Source organism: Mesorhizobium sp. P2_C4, from assembly GCF_056404575.1.
On the sequence record NZ_JBFUDT010000013.1, the window covers coordinates 24,712 to 43,117 of the forward strand.

The window sequence follows — 18,406 nt, forward strand, 5'->3', positions numbered from 1 at the left end:
CCTCAAGCCACCGGCGTCCAGATCACGTCCTCGATTTTTTGCGCGCCGGTCGCCAGCATCACCAGCCGGTCGAAACCAAGTGCTGAACCGCTGGCCTGCGGCATGATGGTCAGCGCGTCGAGAAAATCCTCGTCGAGGGGATAGCGCTCGCCATAGACGCGCTCCTTCTCGTCCATCTCGGCGGCAAAGCGCCGGCGCTGCTCGGACGCATCGGTCAGTTCACCGAAGGCGTTGGCCAGTTCGACGCCGCAGCAGTAGAGCTCGAAGCGCTCGGCAACCCTGGGATCATCGGCGCTCGGCCTTGCAAGGGCGGCTTCCGAGATCGGATAGCCGTAAAGGATGGTGGCACGCCCCTGCCCCAGCAGAGGCTCGACCTTCTCCACCATCACCCGGCTGAACAGGTCGGCCCAGTTGTCGTCCGGCGCCGTGCGCAGACCGGCCTTGGTCAAAGCACTGTGCAGCGCCGCACGGTCGGTGCTGCCGTCCGTGGCAACGGTGGCCAAAAGGTCGATGCCGGCATGGCGCATGAACGCGTCGGCGACGCTCAGCCGTTCCGGCTCGGCAAACGGATCGGCCTCGCGACCGCGAAAACTGAAACGTTTGGCGCCTGCCCGCTCGGCTGCCAGCGCCAGCAGTTCGGCGCAGTCGCGCATCAGGCTCTCATAGGTTTCGCCGACCCGGTACCATTCGAGCATGGTGAATTCGGGATGATGCAACGGCCCGCGCTCGCGGTTGCGATAGACCGCGCCCAGGCTGAAGATGCGCCGCTCGCCAGCGGCAAGCAGCTTCTTGCAGGCGAATTCCGGCGAGGTGTGGAGGTAGAGCGGCTGGCACAGCCCATCCGCACCGATCGCCTCGGTGGCAAAAGCCGACAGATGCGCCTCGTTGCCGGGCGAGACTTGCAGCGCCGATGTCTCGACCTCGATGAAATCGCGACGGGCAAACCAGTCGCGCATGGTGGTCGTTATGGCGTTGCGCAGGATCAGCCGCGGCCGGCGGTCGGCATGAACATGCGGCGTCCACCAGGGCGAAGCGGCGGTCATGAGCAGCGGATTTGCACGGAGGACTGGCGGATGCGGCCAAGATGCGCTAGGGCGACGGCTTCCGCAGCCGAATTGCGCCGAACAAATGTTTCAGGCCAACAAACTTTAGCAGGATTGAAAACCGTGGTGAAAGTCATCGCCAGTTCGCTCCGCAAGGGCAATGTCGTCGACAAGGACGGCAAGCTTTATGTGATCCTCTTTGCCGAAAACATCCACCCAGGCAAGGGCACGCCGGTGACGCAGCTCGACATGCGCCGCATCGGCGACGGGGTGAAGGTTTCGGAACGCTACCGCACCACCGAACAGGTCGAGCGTGCCTATGTCGAAGAACGCGAGCACACCTTCCTCTATCGCGATGGCGAAGGTTTTCATTTCATGAACCCGGAAAGCTACGACCAGGTGGCGGTGTCGGAAGCCGTGGTCGGCGATATGGCGCCTTACCTGCTGGAGGGCATGGCCGTGCAGGTGTCACAGTTCAATGGCATTGCCATTTCATTGGTGCTGCCGCAGCGCGCTACCTTCGAAGTGGTCGAGACCGAGCCGACGACCAAGGGCCAGACGGCCTCGTCGTCCTACAAGCCGGCCGTGCTGTCCAACGGCGTGCGCACGCTGGTGCCGCCGCACATCGCCCCGGGCACGCGCGTGGTGGTGATGACGGCTGATGGCGCCTATGTCGAGCGCGCCAAGGACTGAGAACATCGAGCTACGGACGCGCGTAAAATTGTTTACGGCGTCCGTCCCTGATCTAGCGCGACCGAAGCTTTCTGCTGCTCGGATGCGATGAGCATTTCGACGAAGGCGGTCACCTTGCGCGGCCGGAAGCGTGCCGCCGGATAGACCGTATGGATGCCTCCGGAGGGCAGCGACCATTCCTTGAGGATTTGGATCAGCCGCCCCGATGCCAGTTCGTCGGCCACCGAGAAATCCGGCAGGATCGCAAGACCGCCCCCGGCTCGAACCGCCTCGAGCACCCCTGGCGTGGTGTCGATGGCTATTCTCGCCTGCATGCGAACCGCGCGCCGCTCGAAGTCCCCGCGCGAAAATCGCCACAGCAGCGGTTCGCGCAGCGCCATGTTGGCGACGAACGGCAGCTGCACAAGATCGTCCGGATCGAGGATCGCCGCGATCCGGTCGCTAAACTCAGGCGCTGCGACCAACAATTGCCGGAAGGAACCGATCCTGCGCGCCTGGAGCGTGGAATCCGTGAGCCAGCCGACGCGAACCGCCATGTCGATCTTGCCGGATGTGAGATCGATCGTGTGGTCGCTCAGCGTCTGCTCAACGCGGCAGGCGGGATAGCGCGCCGCAAAGGCGGCGACGACCGGAGCGACGACTGCGGTGCCATAGTCGTTGGGTGCGGTTATCCGTAGGGTTCCGGTCGGCTCGGTGGCGGCCTGGGCAAGTTCGTCGAAGGCGTCCTCCGCCTCGCGCAAAATCATCACGCAACGGGCGTGAAACATGATGCCTGCCTCGGTCGGATGGACGCGTCGGGTCGTCCGGACGAGAAGGCTTGCCCCGACATCTCGTTCAAGCTGCGCCACCTGATGGCTCACCACGGCCTTGGTGATGCCGAGCCGCTCCGCCGCACGGGTGAACGATCCGGTATCAACGACAGCGGCGAAATAGGCCAATCGATTGAGATTCATGGTTCGATCAAAGCTCGCGCGTTAATTGTCAAATAATAGCATACATTCTGTCGTATCTGTCGACCTTCTTCAACCAATCTTCGTCTGCCATATCTGGTTCCAGAGGACCCCGGATATGACCGCAGCCACACACATCACCTATCTCTTCGACCCGCTTTGCGGCTGGTGTTACGGCGCCTCGGCGGCACTCGAAAAACTGGTCGCCAGGCCGGATTTCGTCATCGAACTCGCGCCGACAGGTCTTTTCGCGGGCGCCGGCGCCCGGCCGATGGACGACGGATTTGCCACCTATGCCTGGACCAATGACCAGCGCATTTCGCGCTTGAGCGGCCAGCCCTTCAGCGAAGCCTATCGGCACGACGTGCTTGGCGACCGTACGCGCCTTTTCGACTCCGGCCCGGCGACGCTGGCGCTCACCGCTGTCGCCGGCACCGCGCCGGGCCGGGAGTTCGAAGCGCTGAAAGTCATTCAGCGGGCGCGCTATGTCGACGGCCGCGACATCACCGATATTTCCGTCCTCTCCGATATTCTGCGCGCGCTGGGCCTGCCGAAGGCCGCCGAACGCCTGACAATGTCCGATGACGATCTGATTGCCGCCTATCGCCAGCGCATCGAGGCCGCGCGCGCCGAGATGCGCCACTTTGGCGCCGATGGTGTGCCAGCCCTGATCGAGGGCGCCGGAGCGAGCCGCCGGCTTGTGCCCGGCAATGCGCTTTACGGCAGCCATGACGCTCTCGTCGGCAGGCTGAAGGGCCTGAGCCTGGCCACCAGCTAGACAGCCCCTGAACTCGCATCCTCAACCACCACCAAGGAGACAGTCATGTTCACACGGAGAACCATCATGAAAACGACCCTCGCCGCCGGCGCCGCTGCCGTCTTTGCTCCCGCAGGACTTGGCCATGCTGCCGCGGGACTTTCCTGGAAGCATTTTCCCGCAGGGGAAAACGGCTTCTTCCGCGCCCCGGTGCTGATTTCCGGAGCCACTGAAGCCGTGCTGATCGACGGTGGCTTCACATTTCCCGATGGCAAGGCTTTGGCCGAGGCGATCAAGGCGACGGGCAAGAAGCTCACCACCATCTATGTCAGCCAGTCCGACCCGGACTATTACTTCAGCCTCAAGCCTATCCAGGAGGCTTTCCCCGACGCGCGCGTGATCGCCGCCTCGGAGACGGTGGCCGCCATCAAAGGCAGCATCGACAAGAAGCTCGCCGTATGGGGTCCGCAGCTCAAGGAGAACGGTCCGCAGACGCTCGCCGATGTCGTCATCCCGGAGGTCTTCGACGAAAAGACGCTCAGCGTCGATGGCGAGACCATTGAAATCGTCAATGCCGAAGGCCTCGCCAACCGGCGCTATCTGTTCGTGCCGTCGCTGAACGCGGTGTTCGGCGGCGTGATGATCTTTGCGGGCGTGCATGTGTGGACCGCCGACACGCCGACCAAGGAACAGCGTGCGGCATGGATTGCCAATCTCGAGAAAATCGCAGCACGCAAGCCGGCGATCGTGGTTGCCGGCCACATGACACCGCAATCTCCTGCCGACCTCTCTGGCGTCGAGCACACAAGGGCCTACCTCATTGCTTTCGAGGAAGAGCTGGCCAAGGCCAAGGACGCAGCCGCGCTCAAGAGCGCCATGGAAGCCCGCTTCCCCGGCCTCGGCATGGGGGTCGCGCTCGACATCGGTTCCAAGGTTGCCACCGGCGAAATGAAGTGGGGCTGATAGGCGCCAATCTGGACTGATCCGTGCCAGCAGGCACCAATGGCTAAGCCGAGGCAAATATCCGCGCGGTGCGGAGAGCCTCGGCTGAAGCTGGTTTCCGCTTTGGTGCCCTAGATTTTCAGGTGCTGCAGCACCCGGGCCGCCGTTCCCTCCGTCACCTCGCCGGCATCGTCGACGCGGCCGAGCTTCAGCACCGCCCAGCTGTCGGCTATGCCGAGCGCGAAGGGCAGGTTCTGCTCGACGATCAGGATCGTCGTGCCGTTGGCCCTGCGTTCTTCCCTGAGAGCCGTGGCGATACGTTCGACGACGGAGGGCTGCAGACCCTCCGAAATCTCGTCGATCAAAAGCAGCTTCGGCTGCAGCATCAGCGCACGGCCGAGGATCAGCATCTTCTGCTCGCCGCCGGACAGCGTTCCGGCGCGTTGCGACAGGCGCTCCCGCAGGAACGGAAAATGCCCGTAGACCCGCTCCACCGCTTGCGCGAAGCCGCGATCCGAACGCAGGGCGAGCCGCAGATTGTCACGCACGCTGAGATCCTGGAACAGGGCCTGCTCCTGTGGCGCATAGCCGACGCCCGATGCGATCAACGAGGCCTGGGAAACACCGGAGATCGACGCGCCATCGAGGCGGATGTCGCCCGAACGCAGCGCCACGAAGCCGAGAATGGTTTTGAGCACCGTGGTCTTGCCCATGCCATTCTTGCCCATCAGCGCAAAAATCTGCCCGGGCGCGATGGAAAGCGACAGCGCCTCGATGACGGCGACCGGCCCATAGCCGCTCGAAACGTTCGACAGCGAGAGTTTCGGCACGGTGGTTCTGGCCTCTCTGGTCTCAAGCATGGGCGGCTCCCGAATAGATCGTCCTGACCGTTTCGGAATCGACCACCTCGGCGACGCTGCCGTCGAGGACAAGCTTGCCCTGATGGAGAACGACGATCCTGGTTGAGATGTCGCGGACGAAATCGAGATCGTGCTCGACCAGGATGGCGGCGAAGCCAAGCTCGCCGGTCAGTTTCTGCAGCGTGGCGCCGATGGTGGTGCGCTCGACCTTGGTCAGCCCGGCCGTCGGCTCGTCAAGCAGGATGAGTTTCGGCTCGAGCGCAACGACCATGGCGAGCTCGAGGCTCTGCTTCTGCCCATGCGACAAGAGCGACACCGGCTGGCCGAGCATGCGATCGAGCCCGGTGGAGTGCAAGATGTCGGCGGCCGCTGCCGGCAATCCAAGCGTGGCGGAGCGGCGCAGCAGGCTCGGCGCCTGGCGGGAGGCGCGTGCGATGCGCAGGCAGTCGGCGACGGTCAGGCTGTCGAAGACGCTCGCCACCTGGAATTTTCGGCCGACGCCGAGCGCCACGATTTCGTCCGGTGTCATGCCACCGATGTCCTGGCCGGCGATGCTGACGCTTCCGGTGGTGGCTTCGGTGCCGTCGCTGAGACACCGCATCAGCGTCGTCTTGCCGGCGCCATTGGGACCGACGAGGCTGACCAGTTCGCCGGGACGCACGTCGAGGTCTATGCCTTGCAGCACCTGCAGGCTGCCGAAGGATTTGCCGAGGCCGCTGACTGAGAGCACGCGGTTGTCGCCGGCGCTGCCGGTCCCGGCCGTCTCGACGGCGATGACCGGGCTGCCGGCGGCGTTGGCCTGCTGAGCATTGCGGCGCGGCAGGGCCATTCTGGCCAGCTGCGCCAGCCCGTTCGGCAACAGGATGATCATGACCACGAACAGGGTTCCGACGACCAGGTTCCACAGGAAGGGCAGATCGCCGGACAGCTGGGCGCTGAGATAGTCGATGCCGATCGCGCCCATGACCGGCCCGATGATGGTGCCGCGGCCGCCCAGCGCGGTCCAGATGACGATCTCGGTGCCGAAGACGAAACCGGTGTTTTCCGGCGCCACCACGCCCGACGCATTGGCATAGAGGAAGCCGGCAATGCCGGCGACGCCGGCCAGCAGCGCCGTGAGCACGATCTTGAGGCGCTGCGGATCGAGGCCGAGATAGGCGCAGCGCGCTTCATTGTCGCGAATGGCGATGAGCAGCTTGCCGGCATCGGAGCGGGTGAAAACCAGGGCGACGACAGTGGTGACAATCAGGCAGATGCCGGTCAGCCGGAAATAGCCCGGCAGGCCGAGCGGCAGGCCGGAGTAGCCGACCAGCCCGCTGCTCGATCCTGTCCACACACCGCCCGAAAACACCAGCTGCGTCACCACGATCGGCACCACCAGCGAGATCACCGTCGCATAGAGCGGTGTCGAGCCATGGCCGAACGACAGCCAGCCGACGAAACCGCCAAGCAGCACAGGCACGAGGATCGCCAGGGCCAGCGCCAATGCCAGAAGGGCGGGCGTCGAGCCGAGATGGCTCAGCACCATGGCGCTGGCATAGGCGCCGGTACCGAAGAATGCCGCCTGGCCGAAGGTCAGGATGCCGGTATAGCCCCACAGAATGTCGACGGTCACCGCCAACATGGCGTAGATCATCGAGCGGGTCAGCACGTTGAGCGTAAAGCGATCGAACAGCGCAGGCCCGATGATGACGACGACCGCGGTCGCAAGCGCAAGGGCTGCAAACAGCCAGACCCTCGGTGGGATGGAACGGTTTTCAGGCACGGGCAAATCCCTTCGGGCTGATGCGCAACACCAGGGCGCACAGGACCGCCACCGTGATGCCGCCGAGAATGGGGCTGACGAAGGTGCTGACCAGAACCTGGGCGCCACCGAAGACGAGGCAGGCGATGGCCAGCGTCGAGAAGGACGATCCGGCGACCATGACCAACATGAACGAGCCGATCAGCCAGGCAACGCCCATGTTCGGATCGACGCTGGTCAGCGGCGTCAGCAGCACGCCGGCAAGTGCCGCCAGTCCGGTGCCGACCATGAAGGTGGCCAGACGCACCCGCGCCGTGTCGATGCCGAGTGCGCGCGCCAACATCTCGTTCATGATCACCGCTTGCGCCGACAGGCCGAGCCGCGTGCCTTCGAGCAGGAAGGTGAAGGCAAGCCCGATGACCAGCGCGGCAGCGACCGCGAACAGCCGGTAGAGCGAATAGCCGACGCCGAAGACATCGACGGTGCCCGACAGCAGATTGGCAGTGAACTGCACGTCGCGCCCGAACCAAAGCGTGATCAGCTGGCCGATGACGATGCCGAGCCCCCAGGTCGCCAGGATCGCGTCGAGTGGCCGGCGATAAAGCGGCCGCACGATCACCAGTTCGGTGATGCCGCCAAGGATTGCGCCGACGGCAAAGGCAATCGGCAGCGCTGCCCAGGGATTGAGCCCGAGGCCGGCCGTCGCCACCGCGCAATAGGCGCCGATTGTCAGCCAGGCGCCGTGGGCGAAATTGATGATCTTCAGCACACCGAAGATCGCAAGCAGGCCGGCGGCAACGATGAACAGGATCGCCGCCGTCGTCACCATGTCCAGGAGAAGCGTCATGGCAGGTCCCCGATGATGTGGAACGGGGCGGCACAGGGCCGCCCCGTTGCGAACAGAGGCGCGATTACAGATTCGGGCACTGTTGCCCGGGGTCGACGCCTTCGAATTTGTCGACGACGGTCACCGAGCCATCCGCCTTCACCTGGCCGAGATACATGGTCAGCGGAGCATGGTGCTGCTTGCTCATCGAGACCGTGCCGCGCGGGCCGACGAAGGATACCTCGGCAAGTGCCGCGAGCACAGCCGCGGTGTCGGTCGACCCGGCTTTCTCGACCGCGGCCTTGTACAGATAGATGCCTTCATACTCAGGTACCGAGAGGTCGTTGGGGGTGCGCAGCTCGGCGCCGTACTTCTTCTCGATGGCGGCAAGGAAGCTCTTGTTGGCGTCGCTGCCGATGCTGGTCACATAGGACGCGGAAATGAAGATGCCGGCAGCATCCGCGCCCATGCTCTTGGCGGTCCCTTCGTCAACGGCGAGGTTGCCATAGGGGATGGTGACGCCAGCGCCCCGCAACTGCTTGGTCAAGGTGACATTGGGTGCTCCGCCGGCGGTCGAGGTGATCACCGCATCGGCGCCGGAGCTCTTCAGATTGGAGATGATCGCCGTCCAGTCGCTGCCTTCCATCGGCAGATATTCTTCGCCGACGACACTGGCGCCCGACTTCTCGATATAGGCCTTGGCGAATTCCAGCATGCCGCGGCCGAACGCGTAATCCGAGCCGATCAGGAAGAATTTCTTGGCGCCTTGCGTCTTGATGAAATTGTCGACGATCGGCGGCACCTGCTGCTCAGGCACCCAGGCATTGACGAACAGATTGGGATTGCAGGATTTGCCCTCGTAGAACGAGGTGTAGATGTAGGGGATGTCGCCCTTCGAGATGATCGGCAGGCCGGCATTGCGGGCAGCGCTCGTCTCCATGGTGATGACGGCGTTGACCTCCTTCTGGAAGACCAGCGAATCGAAGGCCTTCTGTGCCCCCGCCGCACCCGAGGCATCGTCGGCGATCTCCAGCGCAAGCTGGCGTCCGAGCACGCCACCGGCGGCGTTGATTTCGGCAACCGCGAGTTCCGCTGATTGCACCACCGACGGCGCGACGACGCTGTTGGCGCCGGAGAGGCCGACCGGGATGCCGATCTTGATCGGACCGTCCGCGGCAAAGGCGGCGCTGGTCAGGGCGGCGCTGGCGAATGCAAGGATCACTGCTCTGTTCTTCATGGTATTCCCCTTTCTCTGGTTGATCTTACCGGGTGGTGCCGGCTTCTTCTTGGTTATCCGTAGACGTCACTGCGGCGGTCGCCGATGGCGTCGTTGCGCTCACTCAACGCCCGCGCCTTGGCGACCTCGCCGAGGTTGATCGTGGCGATGAGGATCTCTTCGTCGGCTTCGCTAGCCGGCCCGGCGATCGGCCAGCCGGTCGGGCCGACGATCAGGCTCCTGCCGACAAAGGGCTGGCCCCGCTCGATGCCGACACGGTCGGCGCAGGCGATGTAGATGCCGTTGCTGTGGGCGGCCGCCTTGTGCAGGATGTTGGCCATCGGCTCCGGGTGGTCGCCCTGAGCGGGCATCGGCACCCAGTTGGTCGGCACGCAGACCAGCTCGGCGCCCTTCAGCGCCAGCTGCCGATAGGTCTCCGGGAACCAGCCGTCATAGCAGATCGCCACGCCGATCCGGCCGATCGCGGTGTCGAACACCGGCAGGCCGAGATTGCCCGGCTGGAAGTAGAGTTTTTCGCGGTTCCACAAATGCAGCTTGCGATAGGTGCCGATGGGACCCGATGGCCCGCACAGCATGGCGGCGTTGAAGAACCGGTCGCCGTCGCGCTCGGCAAGGCCGCTGACGATGTGGAGGCCGAGTTCGCTGGCCAGCGAGCACAGCAGCACGCCACTGCGTCCCTCAGGGATGGGCGCTGCGAGTTCGGCGAGCTCTTCCCGGCTGTCGAAAACGTAGCCGCTGTCGGCGAGTTCCGGCAGCACCACCACCGATGCGCCGCGACCGGCGGCCTGGCGGATCAACCGCTCCATCGATTCGAGATTCTTGTCCAGGCGGCCGATCGCCGGTTGGAACTGGATGCAGGCCAGACGGAGGTCCGTGGATGCTGTCGCCAATAGTGCCAAAGCCTGTCTCCAAACGCAAAAAACCCCTGGGCGCGGAAGTCATCCGCGAGCCAAGGGCTACATAGCCATCAATGTGAAACGGCATTCCTGCCGAAGAGCAAACCTGCTCGTGCTTTAAGAAGTTGCACAGCCGGGAGATCACGTCAAGGGCCAAAGATGTGAGCCGCGAATGATGGAGCTTGGCATCTTTTATATCATCAGAATCAGTATGTTACGAAAGATATCTGCTGTGGTCTGCCGCTGTCGACCTATCGATCGTTCGGCTGTTTCTGATTGCCCTGCGCGGAAATCCCGAAGCCGAAAGTCCGCATCGCTTCCTGCGCCGCGAGGATGCCATCGGCCACCGAAACCAGCGCGACGCGCTTCGATGTCGCCTGGTCACGGATCAATTTGTAGGCGGTCTCCTCGTCGACGCCGTTCATCTCGACCAGCACCTTGACCGCCTTCTCGATCGTGCGTCGACCTTTCAGCGTATCCTCGAGCTTGCGTACCTTGTTGGCGAGCCGTCCTTCATAGCCGTAGCGATAGCGGGCCAGTGCAAATTGCGTCAGCACGCCAAGTTGCCGCAGCGGCTTGGTGATGACGCCATGGGCGTTGAGGTCGATGATCGCCTTGATCGAGGTCGGGCTTTCATAGGTGACGATGGCGACCACGGCGGCGCTGGCGCCTTCGATTAGCGACACCATCGCGTCTGTCGGCGCTTCGCCCACCTGCACGAACACCGTATCGATGTCGCCGGGGATCGATGCCGGTGGCGGCCACGCGGCCCGAACCTCGCAGCCGAGGCGCCGCAAGTGATCGACAAGGGCTGCGCCATCCTCGTCCTTGGGATGGATGACCAGGATCTTCGCTTGCCGCAGGTCGTTGAGGATGCGTTTGAGCGTCGCCGTCATTACAGCCACGGCTCCTCAAAATGGGTCGCGGCGAGATAAGGGTCTGGCCGGATCGGCGCCTGCGATTGCCAGGCGATGTCGAACTGGCCGCTGGCGTTGGCGATGCCGATGCGCGGTGTCGACCAGACGTGACGGTTCTCCTGGTCGAACATCATCCGTCCCTCGGGCGACGCATAGTCGACTTCCAGCGCTGCCTGGCCGAGGCGGAATGTGTCGAGGGTTCCCGCCTTTTCCAGTGCGCGGGCGAACAGATGCACCTGCGTATACGCCGTCTGCGACCACATGGTTGCTGTCGTGCGGTCGCCAAAGCGGCGGGCGAGGTCCCCGACAAAGCGCTGGTTCTCATCGCTGTCGACACTCGCAAGATAGGGCGCGGCCAGCACATGGCCGGTGCAGTGCTCGGCGCCGATCACCCTGATCTCGCCTTCGGCGAGCGTCAGGCTGGCGATCGGCCGCTTTGTCCGGTCGATGCCGGCCTCGGCATAGAGCCGGTAGAGGATTTGCGCGCTGCGCCCGATCACCGTCGAGAACACTGCGTCCGGCGCGGCCTTCTCGATGTCGGCCATCAAGCGGCGGATCCGGCGTTCGTCGGCATCGAGCGGCACATATTGTTCCTCGACGATCGTGCCGCCCTTGCATTCCAGGAGGTCGCGCATCACCCGGTTGGACTCATGCGGATAAATGTAGTCGGACCCAGCCATGAACACGCGCGGCCCGTAGCGCTGCAGGATGAAGTCGGCGAGCGCGAAGGTGTTCTGGTTGAGCGTGGCGCCGGTGTAGAGGACGTTCTCGGAATATTCGAAACCCTCGTAGATCGAGGGATACCAGAGCAAACCATTGTAGCGCTCGACGATGGGCAGCACGGCCTTGCGGCTGCCCGACATCGAACAGCCGAAGATGACGTTGACATCGTCCTCGGTCAGAAGCTTGCGGGCCAGCGACCGAAACGCCTCATGGTCGCTGCCCGGGTCGTAGGCTATGGGCTCGATCTGTCGCCCCAGAACGCCGCCGCCGGCATTGATCTCCTCAATGGCGAGCGCCGTCCCGTAGAAATGCTCGCTTTCGGTGACCGAGGTGATGCCGCTGCGCGAAAAAAGGATGCCGACACGCCATGTCTGGGCTGTTCCGGTCACGGCAATCCTCCCCTGCGCTTTTCCGGCAAAGGCCTATTGCACGCGGGGCGTCATGGCAATCGTCATCACGCGCCAGCGAGCCGGCGGCGTCCGCGCTTGCAATTGCCCGGTCGGCTCCAAAATCAGCTGCATTGCCTTCTGCGGCCGCTCGCTGGATAGTCCTGCCGATGTTGCAGACCCTAGCGACTCACTGGCCCCAGATCCTGATGATCATTCCGATGGTGATGGCAACCATCGGCATCGTCCACGCCATCATGACGAAGGAGGACGTCCGCGCGGCCACGGGCTGGGTGGGCGTCATGCTGCTGTCGCCGTTTGTTGGCGCGATTATCTACGCCGTTGCCGGCATCAACCGGATCCGGCGCGCAACGATCAGCGCACAGCGGCTGCTCGCCCGCGAGGCCGCTTCCGCAAGACGCGACGGCGACATTGCCGCGGAAAACCTGATTGCCGAGCGCTATGGCCTGCGGTTCACTGGCCTGAAGACGTTGGGCGACAGGGTGGCGCGGCGCGCCCTGACATCGGGAAATGCCATTGCAATCCTGAAGACCGGCGACGAAGCCTATGCCGCGATGCGCCGGGCGATCGACGGCGCAGAGCGCAGCATCTTTCTGGAGACCTACATCTTCGACAATGACGAGGTCGGGCGGCTGTTCGTCGAGTCGCTGGCCGGCGCGGTCAAACGGGGTGTCAGCGTCCGCGTGCTGATCGATGCGGTAGGCGTGCGCTACTCCGTCCCCAGCATCCTGGCGCATCTCAGAGAAGCAAATATCACCGTCGATCTGTTCAATGGCAACATCGTCATGGGCCTGCGTCTTCCCTATGCAAACTTAAGAACACACAGGAAGATCCTGATCGTCGATGGCACGGTCGCCTTCACCGGAGGAATGAACATCCGAAAGGGATTTTCGGCCGCGTTCGCAGGCTCCGCCAGCTCGGTGGATACGCATTTCCAGGTGACCGGACCGGTGGTGGCCGACCTGTTTTCGGTTGCCGCCGAGGATTGGCGCTTTGCCGGCAACGAGGCCCTCAAGGGCGACGACTGGCAGGTGGACAAGCCCTCGCCGCCTGCCGGTGAGCCGATGCTGGTGCGCGCGGTGGCGTCGGGGCCGGATGCCAGCATCGAGACCAACCACAAACTGCTGATGGGGGCATTTTCGGTCGCCCGCCATTCGATCCGCATCATGTCGCCCTATTTCCTGCCGGATCGGGAGCTAATCAGCGCGCTGACCACGGCGGCCCGGCGCGGCGTCGAGATCGACATCGTCGTGCCGGCGGTGAACAATCTCTTCCTTGTCGACCGCGCGATGACAGCGCAATTCGACCAGGTGCTGAAGCACTATTGCCGTGTATGGCGCCACACCGGGGCGTTCGACCATTCGAAGCTGTTGTCGGTCGATGGCGTCTGGGCCTATGTCGGCTCCTCCAACCTCGATGCCCGCTCGCTCAGGCTGAATTTCGAAATCGACATGGAGGTTCTGGATGCAGGCTTTGCCGCCGAGATCGAAGCGCGCATCGGATCGGCAATCGCCGCCGCCATACCCGTGACACTCGATACGTTGAAAGCGCGGCCATTTGTCATTCGTGTCTTCGACCGATTGCTGTGGCTGGGATCGCCCTATCTATAGAAGCTGAAATCCGGAAAGACATAAGCAGCGGATACATGCAGAGAACCGTACGCAGCCTTCAGGCAAACATGCTTTCAACCATTCGCCGCAGACGAGCCCGGGCGGCAGGGTCCGCGCCGCATGAGCGGACGGAGGCCGCAGGCACATTGGTCGCGTCCTACAACGTTCACAAATGCGTGGGCGTCGACAGGAAGTTCGACCCGGACCGGATTGTCCGCGTCATCCGCGAAATCGGCCCTGACGTCATTGCGCTGCAGGAGGCGGACAACCGGTTCGGCGACCGTTCCGGGCTTCTCGATCTTGCGCGGCTCGAAATGGAAACGGGCCTGGTGCCGGTGCCGGTATCGGGAAACGGCAAGGGACATGGCTGGCACGGCAACGTCTTGCTGTTCAAGCGCGGCACGGTTCGCGATATCCACCAGATAAAGCTGCCCGGCCTCGAACCGCGCGGGGCGCTGGTTGCCGAGATCGATCTCGACGAAAAGCGGACGCTGCGCATCATCGCGGCGCATCTCGGCCTGCTGCGCCGGTCGCGCTCCGAACAGGCGCGCGTCGTGCTTGACATCATGAACCGCCCGGACGAGACGCCAACGCTGCTGCTTGGCGACCTGAACGAATGGCGGCTCGGAAACCGGTCGGCGCTGAAGACGCTGCATGCGACTTTTGGGTCCTCGCCGCCGGCGGTTCCCACCTTTCCGTCGAGCCTTCCGCTGCTGGCGCTCGACCGGATCATGGCCAACCGGGAGGACATGATCTCGACAGTGGAAGCCCATGACACGCCGCTGTCGCGGGTTGCCTCCGATCACCTGCCGCTGACAGCTTTCCTGCGCCTGTAGTTGCCTCAGCCGTCCCGCAGCCAGACCAGCATCTCGCCGGGTTCGCGGTTGTCCCAGGCAAAGTACGGAACGGCGGTGATTTTGGTCTCGCTCAGGGAAGGCGGATCGGTGCGATAGAGCCCGCTTTCCCAGTTTTCCTGGGCTTCCGTACTGGCAATGGCCGAAAGTGTGACGACGCCGCCGAGCAGGTTCGGTTCGGGGTGCGCCTCGATCCTGGCGGTGCGCGGCAGAGCGATGCGGTGCAGCTGGCCGGCATTGTCGGTCTCCTCGACGCAATAGATCAGCGGACCGCGGGCAAGTGCGACGCGGCCGATGTCCTGGCGCACTTCCGGATTGGCGAAGAGCCGGGCGATCGACATTTCCAGATCGAGTTCCACCCGGTCGCCCTGGCGCCACTCGCGCCGGATCGCGGCATAGCCGTCGCTGGTGGCGCCCTCCACATCGACCGCGACGCCGTTGACCTTGAGCGCCGCCTTGCCGCACCAGGAGGGAATGCGCAGGTGCAAGGTGAACTCGACCGGTGCGTCGGTCTCGATCCGGATTGAGACCGCGCCGTCCCAGGGATAGTTGCTGCTCTGGATCAGACTGACCGCCCGGTTCGATATGTCAAAGCGGGCGGTCGAGTCGCCATAGAGATGAACCGCCAGGGCGTCGTCCGCCAAGCTGTAGAAATAGCTGCCGATGGAGGCGACCATGCGCCCGATATTGGGCGGGCAGCATGGGCAGCGATGCCATTTCCAGCGGTTGTGCTTTCCGCGGCTCTCCAGCGGGTTTTCGTAGAAGAACAGCGAGCCATCGAGCGACAGGCCTGAGATCGAACCGTTGTAGAGCGCCCGCTCCATCATGTCGGCGTAACGCGCATTGGGCCCCATGCCGAGCATGCGGCTTGCCCAGAACACCAGCCCGACCGAGGCGCAGGTCTCGGCATAGGCGGTTTCATTGGGCAGGTCGTAGTCGCTGGTAAAGCCCTCATTGTGCGCCGATGGCCCGATGCCCCCGGTGATGTAGAGGTTCTTGGTCGTCAGATCGTTCCAGAGACGGTCGAGCGCTGCCCTGAGCGTATCGTCGCCATATTCGGTGGCGATATCGGCCATGCCTGAGAACAGGTACATCGCCCGCACCGCATGGCCGACGACCTTGTCCTGCTCGCGCACCGGCTGGTGCGACTGATTGTACTCATAAGTCTTGAAATGGTAGGCTTTCGGGTCGGCACCGCGGGCGCGCGCCTCCTCGTCGAAGTAGTGAGGCTGCTGACCGCGCTGGTCGATGAAGTATTTGGCGAGGTTCATGTATTTCTGCTCGCCCGTCGCTCGCGCCAGCTTGACCAGCGCCAGCTCGATCTCCTCATGGCCGCAATAGCCCTTCTTCTTGCCGGGCTCGGGACCAAACGTGTCGGCGATATGGTCGACATAGCGGCACATAATGTCGAGCAGCTTGCGCTTGCCCGTGGCCTGGTAGTAGGCGACCGCGCCTTCGATCAGATGGCCGGCGCAGTAGAGCTCGTGGCAATCGCGCAGATTGGTCCAGCGCTTGCCGGGCTGGATGCGCTGGTACCAGCTGGAGAGATAACCGTCTTCCTGCTGCAGCCTGCCGTACAGGTCGATGACGGCGTCGATCTTCTTCTCGAGTGCCGCGTTCTTGCGCCGGTAGAGCGAATAGGCCGCGGTCTCGATGGTCTTGCCCCAATCGGAGTCCCAGAACATCTGCGTCGTCACCGTCGAGCCGGTGAAGCCGGGGCTGGCCGCCTCGTCGGGCGACGGCGAATGGAACGGGATGACGACGCCCGGCGAGGGCCGGTCCGGGTCGATCTGCTCCAGCATGCGCGCCTCGACGCAGCGCTCGTAAAGGATGTCGGCGGTGCGTGACGCCACGGCATCGACCCGGTCGCCCCAGAAGCCGCGCACGTCGACCTGCGGCACCGGCAGCGGGCGGAAGGCGAGTTTTGGCTTGCCGGGCTTGGCGGATGGTTGGACGGTCATGGGTCACTCCGTTGGAAAATCGTATTGGTCATTTCACGGCCCCTGCCATCAGGCCGCGGATGTAGAAGCGCTGCAGCAGCAGGAAGAGCACCAGGCACGGCACCATCATCACGGTGACGCCCGCCTGCACCGCGCCCCAGTCGATGGCGCCGAAGCGGCCGGACTGCAGCGCCGTCATCATGATCGGCAGCGTGAATTTGGACTGGTCGGTCATCAGCACCAGTGCCGCCAGGAACTCGTTCCAGGCGCCGAGGAAGGCAAACAGCGCGATGGTGACGATGCCCGGCCAAACCAGCGGCAGCATCACCTGCAACAGCATGGTGACGTTGTTGGCGCCGTCCATGCGTGCGGCTTCCTCGATCTCGCGCGGCACCGCGTCAAAAGCGTTTCGCATCATGAAGATCGAGAACGGCAATTGCAGCGTGGTGTAGACGCAGACCAGCCCGGTCAGCGTGTTGTGCAGGCCGATCTTGGTCAGCACCAGGAAGATCGGCGTCAGGATCGACTGGAACGGGATCATGATCGTCGACAGGATGACGATGAAGAGCAGGTCTTTCATCGGAAAGCGGAAGCGCGAAAAGCCGTAGCCGGCCAGCACGCTGACGATGACCGACAGGATCACCGTCATCACCGAGACATAGAGGCTGTTTTGCGCCGGCAGCCAGAGGCCGTCGCCAAAGGTGTTGAGCGTGCGGTAGTTCTCGACCGAAAAACCTGTCGTCGGCCATGGCGGCAGCGGCGGCTGGCGCGCCTCCTGCGCCGGCTTGAAGGTTGACAGCACGGCCCAGACGATCGGCGCGATGAACAGCGCCGACGCGATCATGCCGGTCGAATGCTCGGCGATCTTGAGCCCGAGGCGGCTCCTGCGGCTTCGTGCCTGCGCCATCAGTCGATGCCCTCCGGCTTGCGCAGCAGCCACAGCTGAACCAGGCTGAGCGCCACCAGGATGGCCAGCAGGATCATCGACAGCGCTGCGCCATAGCCCAGCTTGAACGAGACGAAGGACTGGTTGAAAATCCAGTAGACGGCGGTCAGCGTCTGGTTGCGCGGGCCGCCGCGCAGGATGATGTAGAACTGGTCGAAGGCCAGGATCGAACCGGCGACCGACAGGATCAGCGCCAGCGCCAGCGTGCGGCGCATCAAGGGCAGCGTGATGGCACGAAAGCGGGCGAACGGCCCTGCCCCGTCGATCATCGCGGCTTCCTGCAGATCGGTCGGGATCGACTGCAGGCCGGTCATCAGGATGATCATGGTGAAGCCCGCGACCTTCCAGACGACCATGGCGATGATCGACCAGAAGGCCGGCTGGAACGTCGCCAAAAGGTTGAACTTTTTCGTGGTCAGGCCGAGGTCGAAGGCGGCCGGGCTGAACAGGCCGGAATCGACATTGAGCAGCCATGACCAGAGCAGGCTGGCCGAGGCGAAACCGACGACCGCCGGCATGAAGAAGGATGTCCGGTAGAAGCCGGTCAGCTGCCGCGGTCTTTCGATGAACAGCGCCAGCGGAAAGGCGACGGCGAAGATCGCGATGGTCACGATCACCGTGTAGTAGCCGGTGAAGCTGAGCGCGTTCCAGAACCGGTTGTCGCGCAGGATCGCCAGGTAATTGTCGAAGCCGATGTAAAAATGCTCGCCCATCAGCGGCCAATTGTGCAGCGACATCCAGGCCGTCATGCCGAGCGGAATGATGAAGAACACGACCACCAGCGCCACGGCCGGCGCGACATAGAGCAAGCCGATCCACTGCCGGCGGCCGGCGCCGACCAGTTTTCTGGCGCGTGACGGGGTGGTGGTTGCGATGGCGGTCATACCTTGCCTGTTCTTCCGTCGGATCCAATTGGTCGCCCCACCTCCCCCTTGTGGGGAGGTCGGACCGCAGGTCCGGGTGGGGGTGCCGGCGCTGACCCCCACCCCGCTGCTTCGCAGCGACCCTCCCCACAAGGGGGAGGGTAAGGAGCGCCGGCCGCCCGTCCAGGGAGACGGGGC

General features: G+C 63.9%; 17 protein-coding genes. 5 read left to right on the top strand and 12 right to left on the bottom strand.

Annotation, left to right across the window (positions count from 1 at the left end; translation table 11 throughout):
- Window positions 1-2: 2 nt before the first annotated feature.
- Window positions 3-1,043, bottom strand: coding sequence for an EF-P lysine aminoacylase EpmA (epmA, locus tag AC1DX6_RS29785; RefSeq protein ID WP_477320031.1), 1,041 nt, complete (start codon window positions 1,041-1,043; stop codon window positions 3-5).
- A gap of 123 nt (window positions 1,044-1,166) precedes the next feature.
- On the opposite strand from epmA, the gene efp reads away from it, so the two are divergent.
- Window positions 1,167-1,736, top strand: a complete 570-nt coding sequence (efp, locus tag AC1DX6_RS29790) for an elongation factor P (protein ID WP_027038615.1) — start codon at window positions 1,167-1,169, stop codon at window positions 1,734-1,736.
- 32 nt (window positions 1,737-1,768) lie between these two features.
- Here efp and AC1DX6_RS29795 read toward each other — a convergent pair whose 3' ends face one another.
- Window positions 1,769-2,689, bottom strand: coding sequence for a LysR family transcriptional regulator (locus AC1DX6_RS29795; protein WP_477320033.1), 921 nt, complete (start codon window positions 2,687-2,689; stop codon window positions 1,769-1,771).
- Between the two features lie 115 nt (window positions 2,690-2,804).
- On the opposite strand from AC1DX6_RS29795, the gene AC1DX6_RS29800 reads away from it, so the two are divergent.
- Together AC1DX6_RS29800 and AC1DX6_RS29805 are read left to right on the top strand one after the other, a co-directional pair.
- Window positions 2,805-3,464, top strand: coding sequence for a DsbA family protein (locus AC1DX6_RS29800; RefSeq protein WP_477320035.1), 660 nt, complete (start codon window positions 2,805-2,807; stop codon window positions 3,462-3,464).
- A 45-nt stretch (window positions 3,465-3,509) separates the two neighbouring features.
- Complete coding sequence (locus AC1DX6_RS29805) at window positions 3,510-4,406, top strand: MBL fold metallo-hydrolase (RefSeq protein WP_477320037.1); 897 nt, start codon at window positions 3,510-3,512, stop codon at window positions 4,404-4,406.
- A gap of 110 nt (window positions 4,407-4,516) precedes the next feature.
- Here AC1DX6_RS29805 and AC1DX6_RS29810 read toward each other — a convergent pair whose 3' ends face one another.
- The 7 genes from AC1DX6_RS29810 to AC1DX6_RS29840 all read right to left on the bottom strand — a co-directional run bounded on the left by AC1DX6_RS29810 (window position 4,517) and on the right by AC1DX6_RS29840 (window position 11,977).
- Complete coding sequence (locus AC1DX6_RS29810; RefSeq protein ID WP_477320039.1) at window positions 4,517-5,245, bottom strand: ABC transporter ATP-binding protein; 729 nt, start codon at window positions 5,243-5,245, stop codon at window positions 4,517-4,519.
- A complete protein-coding gene (locus AC1DX6_RS29815) occupies window positions 5,238-7,016 on the bottom strand; it encodes a branched-chain amino acid ABC transporter ATP-binding protein/permease (RefSeq protein ID WP_477320041.1) in 1,779 nt (592 codons plus the stop codon). The genes AC1DX6_RS29810 and AC1DX6_RS29815 overlap by 8 nt, the downstream gene beginning before the upstream one ends.
- Window positions 7,003-7,836, bottom strand: coding sequence for a branched-chain amino acid ABC transporter permease (locus AC1DX6_RS29820; RefSeq protein ID WP_477320043.1), 834 nt, complete (start codon window positions 7,834-7,836; stop codon window positions 7,003-7,005). Before AC1DX6_RS29820 ends, AC1DX6_RS29815 begins: the two co-directional genes overlap by 14 nt.
- A 64-nt stretch (window positions 7,837-7,900) precedes the next feature.
- On the bottom strand, window positions 7,901-9,052 hold the full coding sequence (locus AC1DX6_RS29825) for a substrate-binding protein (protein ID WP_477320045.1): 1,152 nt from the start codon (window positions 9,050-9,052) through the stop codon (window positions 7,901-7,903).
- A gap of 53 nt (window positions 9,053-9,105) precedes the next feature.
- Window positions 9,106-9,951 (bottom strand): nitrilase family protein, encoded by an 846-nt coding sequence (locus AC1DX6_RS29830; protein WP_477320047.1) that lies wholly within the window; start codon window positions 9,949-9,951, stop codon window positions 9,106-9,108.
- Window positions 9,952-10,199: 248 nt separating this feature from the next.
- Entirely contained in the window at window positions 10,200-10,844 is a 645-nt protein-coding gene (locus tag AC1DX6_RS29835; protein ID WP_477320049.1) for an ANTAR domain-containing response regulator, read from the bottom strand.
- Window positions 10,844-11,977, bottom strand: a complete 1,134-nt coding sequence (locus tag AC1DX6_RS29840) for a transporter substrate-binding domain-containing protein (protein WP_477320051.1) — start codon at window positions 11,975-11,977, stop codon at window positions 10,844-10,846. Before AC1DX6_RS29840 ends, AC1DX6_RS29835 begins: the two co-directional genes overlap by 1 nt.
- 167 nt (window positions 11,978-12,144) lie before the next feature.
- On the opposite strand from AC1DX6_RS29840, the gene AC1DX6_RS29845 reads away from it, so the two are divergent.
- Both AC1DX6_RS29845 and AC1DX6_RS29850 read left to right on the top strand, forming a co-directional pair.
- Window positions 12,145-13,605 carry a phospholipase D-like domain-containing protein gene (locus tag AC1DX6_RS29845; protein ID WP_477320053.1) on the top strand — a complete coding sequence of 487 codons (1,461 nt, stop codon included), beginning with the start codon at window positions 12,145-12,147 and terminating at the stop codon, window positions 13,603-13,605.
- Between the two features lie 35 nt (window positions 13,606-13,640).
- On the top strand, window positions 13,641-14,441 hold the full coding sequence (locus AC1DX6_RS29850; protein WP_477320055.1) for an endonuclease/exonuclease/phosphatase family protein: 801 nt from the start codon (window positions 13,641-13,643) through the stop codon (window positions 14,439-14,441).
- Between the two features lie 5 nt (window positions 14,442-14,446).
- Here AC1DX6_RS29850 and AC1DX6_RS29855 read toward each other — a convergent pair whose 3' ends face one another.
- From AC1DX6_RS29855 to AC1DX6_RS29865, 3 genes are read right to left on the bottom strand one after another with little or no spacing between them, the layout of a single operon-like run.
- Window positions 14,447-16,420, bottom strand: a complete 1,974-nt coding sequence (locus AC1DX6_RS29855) for a glycoside hydrolase family 127 protein (RefSeq protein ID WP_477320057.1) — start codon at window positions 16,418-16,420, stop codon at window positions 14,447-14,449.
- A gap of 28 nt (window positions 16,421-16,448) precedes the next feature.
- Window positions 16,449-17,306 (bottom strand): carbohydrate ABC transporter permease, encoded by an 858-nt coding sequence (locus tag AC1DX6_RS29860; RefSeq protein ID WP_477320059.1) that lies wholly within the window; start codon window positions 17,304-17,306, stop codon window positions 16,449-16,451.
- Window positions 17,306-18,229, bottom strand: a complete 924-nt coding sequence (locus AC1DX6_RS29865) for a carbohydrate ABC transporter permease (RefSeq protein ID WP_477320061.1) — start codon at window positions 18,227-18,229, stop codon at window positions 17,306-17,308. The genes AC1DX6_RS29860 and AC1DX6_RS29865 overlap by 1 nt, the downstream gene beginning before the upstream one ends.
- Between the last annotated feature and the right edge of the window lie 177 nt (window positions 18,230-18,406).

What these genes read in the sequence shown, in the direction of transcription:
- epmA (WP_477320031.1), bottom strand. Translation starts at nt 1,043, where the DNA reads ATGACCGCCGCTTCGCCCTGGTGGACGCCGCATGTTCATGCCGACCGC.
- AC1DX6_RS29795 (WP_477320033.1), bottom strand. Translation starts at nt 2,689, where the DNA reads ATGAATCTCAATCGATTGGCCTATTTCGCCGCTGTCGTTGATACCGGA.
- AC1DX6_RS29800 (WP_477320035.1), top strand. Translation starts at nt 2,805, where the DNA reads ATGACCGCAGCCACACACATCACCTATCTCTTCGACCCGCTTTGCGGC.
- AC1DX6_RS29805 (WP_477320037.1), top strand. Translation starts at nt 3,510, where the DNA reads ATGTTCACACGGAGAACCATCATGAAAACGACCCTCGCCGCCGGCGCC.
- AC1DX6_RS29810 (WP_477320039.1), bottom strand. Translation starts at nt 5,245, where the DNA reads ATGCTTGAGACCAGAGAGGCCAGAACCACCGTGCCGAAACTCTCGCTG.
- AC1DX6_RS29820 (WP_477320043.1), bottom strand. Translation starts at nt 7,836, where the DNA reads ATGACGCTTCTCCTGGACATGGTGACGACGGCGGCGATCCTGTTCATC.
- AC1DX6_RS29825 (WP_477320045.1), bottom strand. Translation starts at nt 9,052, where the DNA reads ATGAAGAACAGAGCAGTGATCCTTGCATTCGCCAGCGCCGCCCTGACC.
- AC1DX6_RS29835 (WP_477320049.1), bottom strand. Translation starts at nt 10,844, where the DNA reads ATGACGGCGACGCTCAAACGCATCCTCAACGACCTGCGGCAAGCGAAG.
- AC1DX6_RS29845 (WP_477320053.1), top strand. Translation starts at nt 12,145, where the DNA reads ATGTTGCAGACCCTAGCGACTCACTGGCCCCAGATCCTGATGATCATT.
- AC1DX6_RS29850 (WP_477320055.1), top strand. Translation starts at nt 13,641, where the DNA reads ATGCAGAGAACCGTACGCAGCCTTCAGGCAAACATGCTTTCAACCATT.
- AC1DX6_RS29855 (WP_477320057.1), bottom strand. Translation starts at nt 16,420, where the DNA reads ATGACCGTCCAACCATCCGCCAAGCCCGGCAAGCCAAAACTCGCCTTC.
- AC1DX6_RS29860 (WP_477320059.1), bottom strand. Translation starts at nt 17,306, where the DNA reads ATGGCGCAGGCACGAAGCCGCAGGAGCCGCCTCGGGCTCAAGATCGCC.
- AC1DX6_RS29865 (WP_477320061.1), bottom strand. Translation starts at nt 18,229, where the DNA reads ATGACCGCCATCGCAACCACCACCCCGTCACGCGCCAGAAAACTGGTC.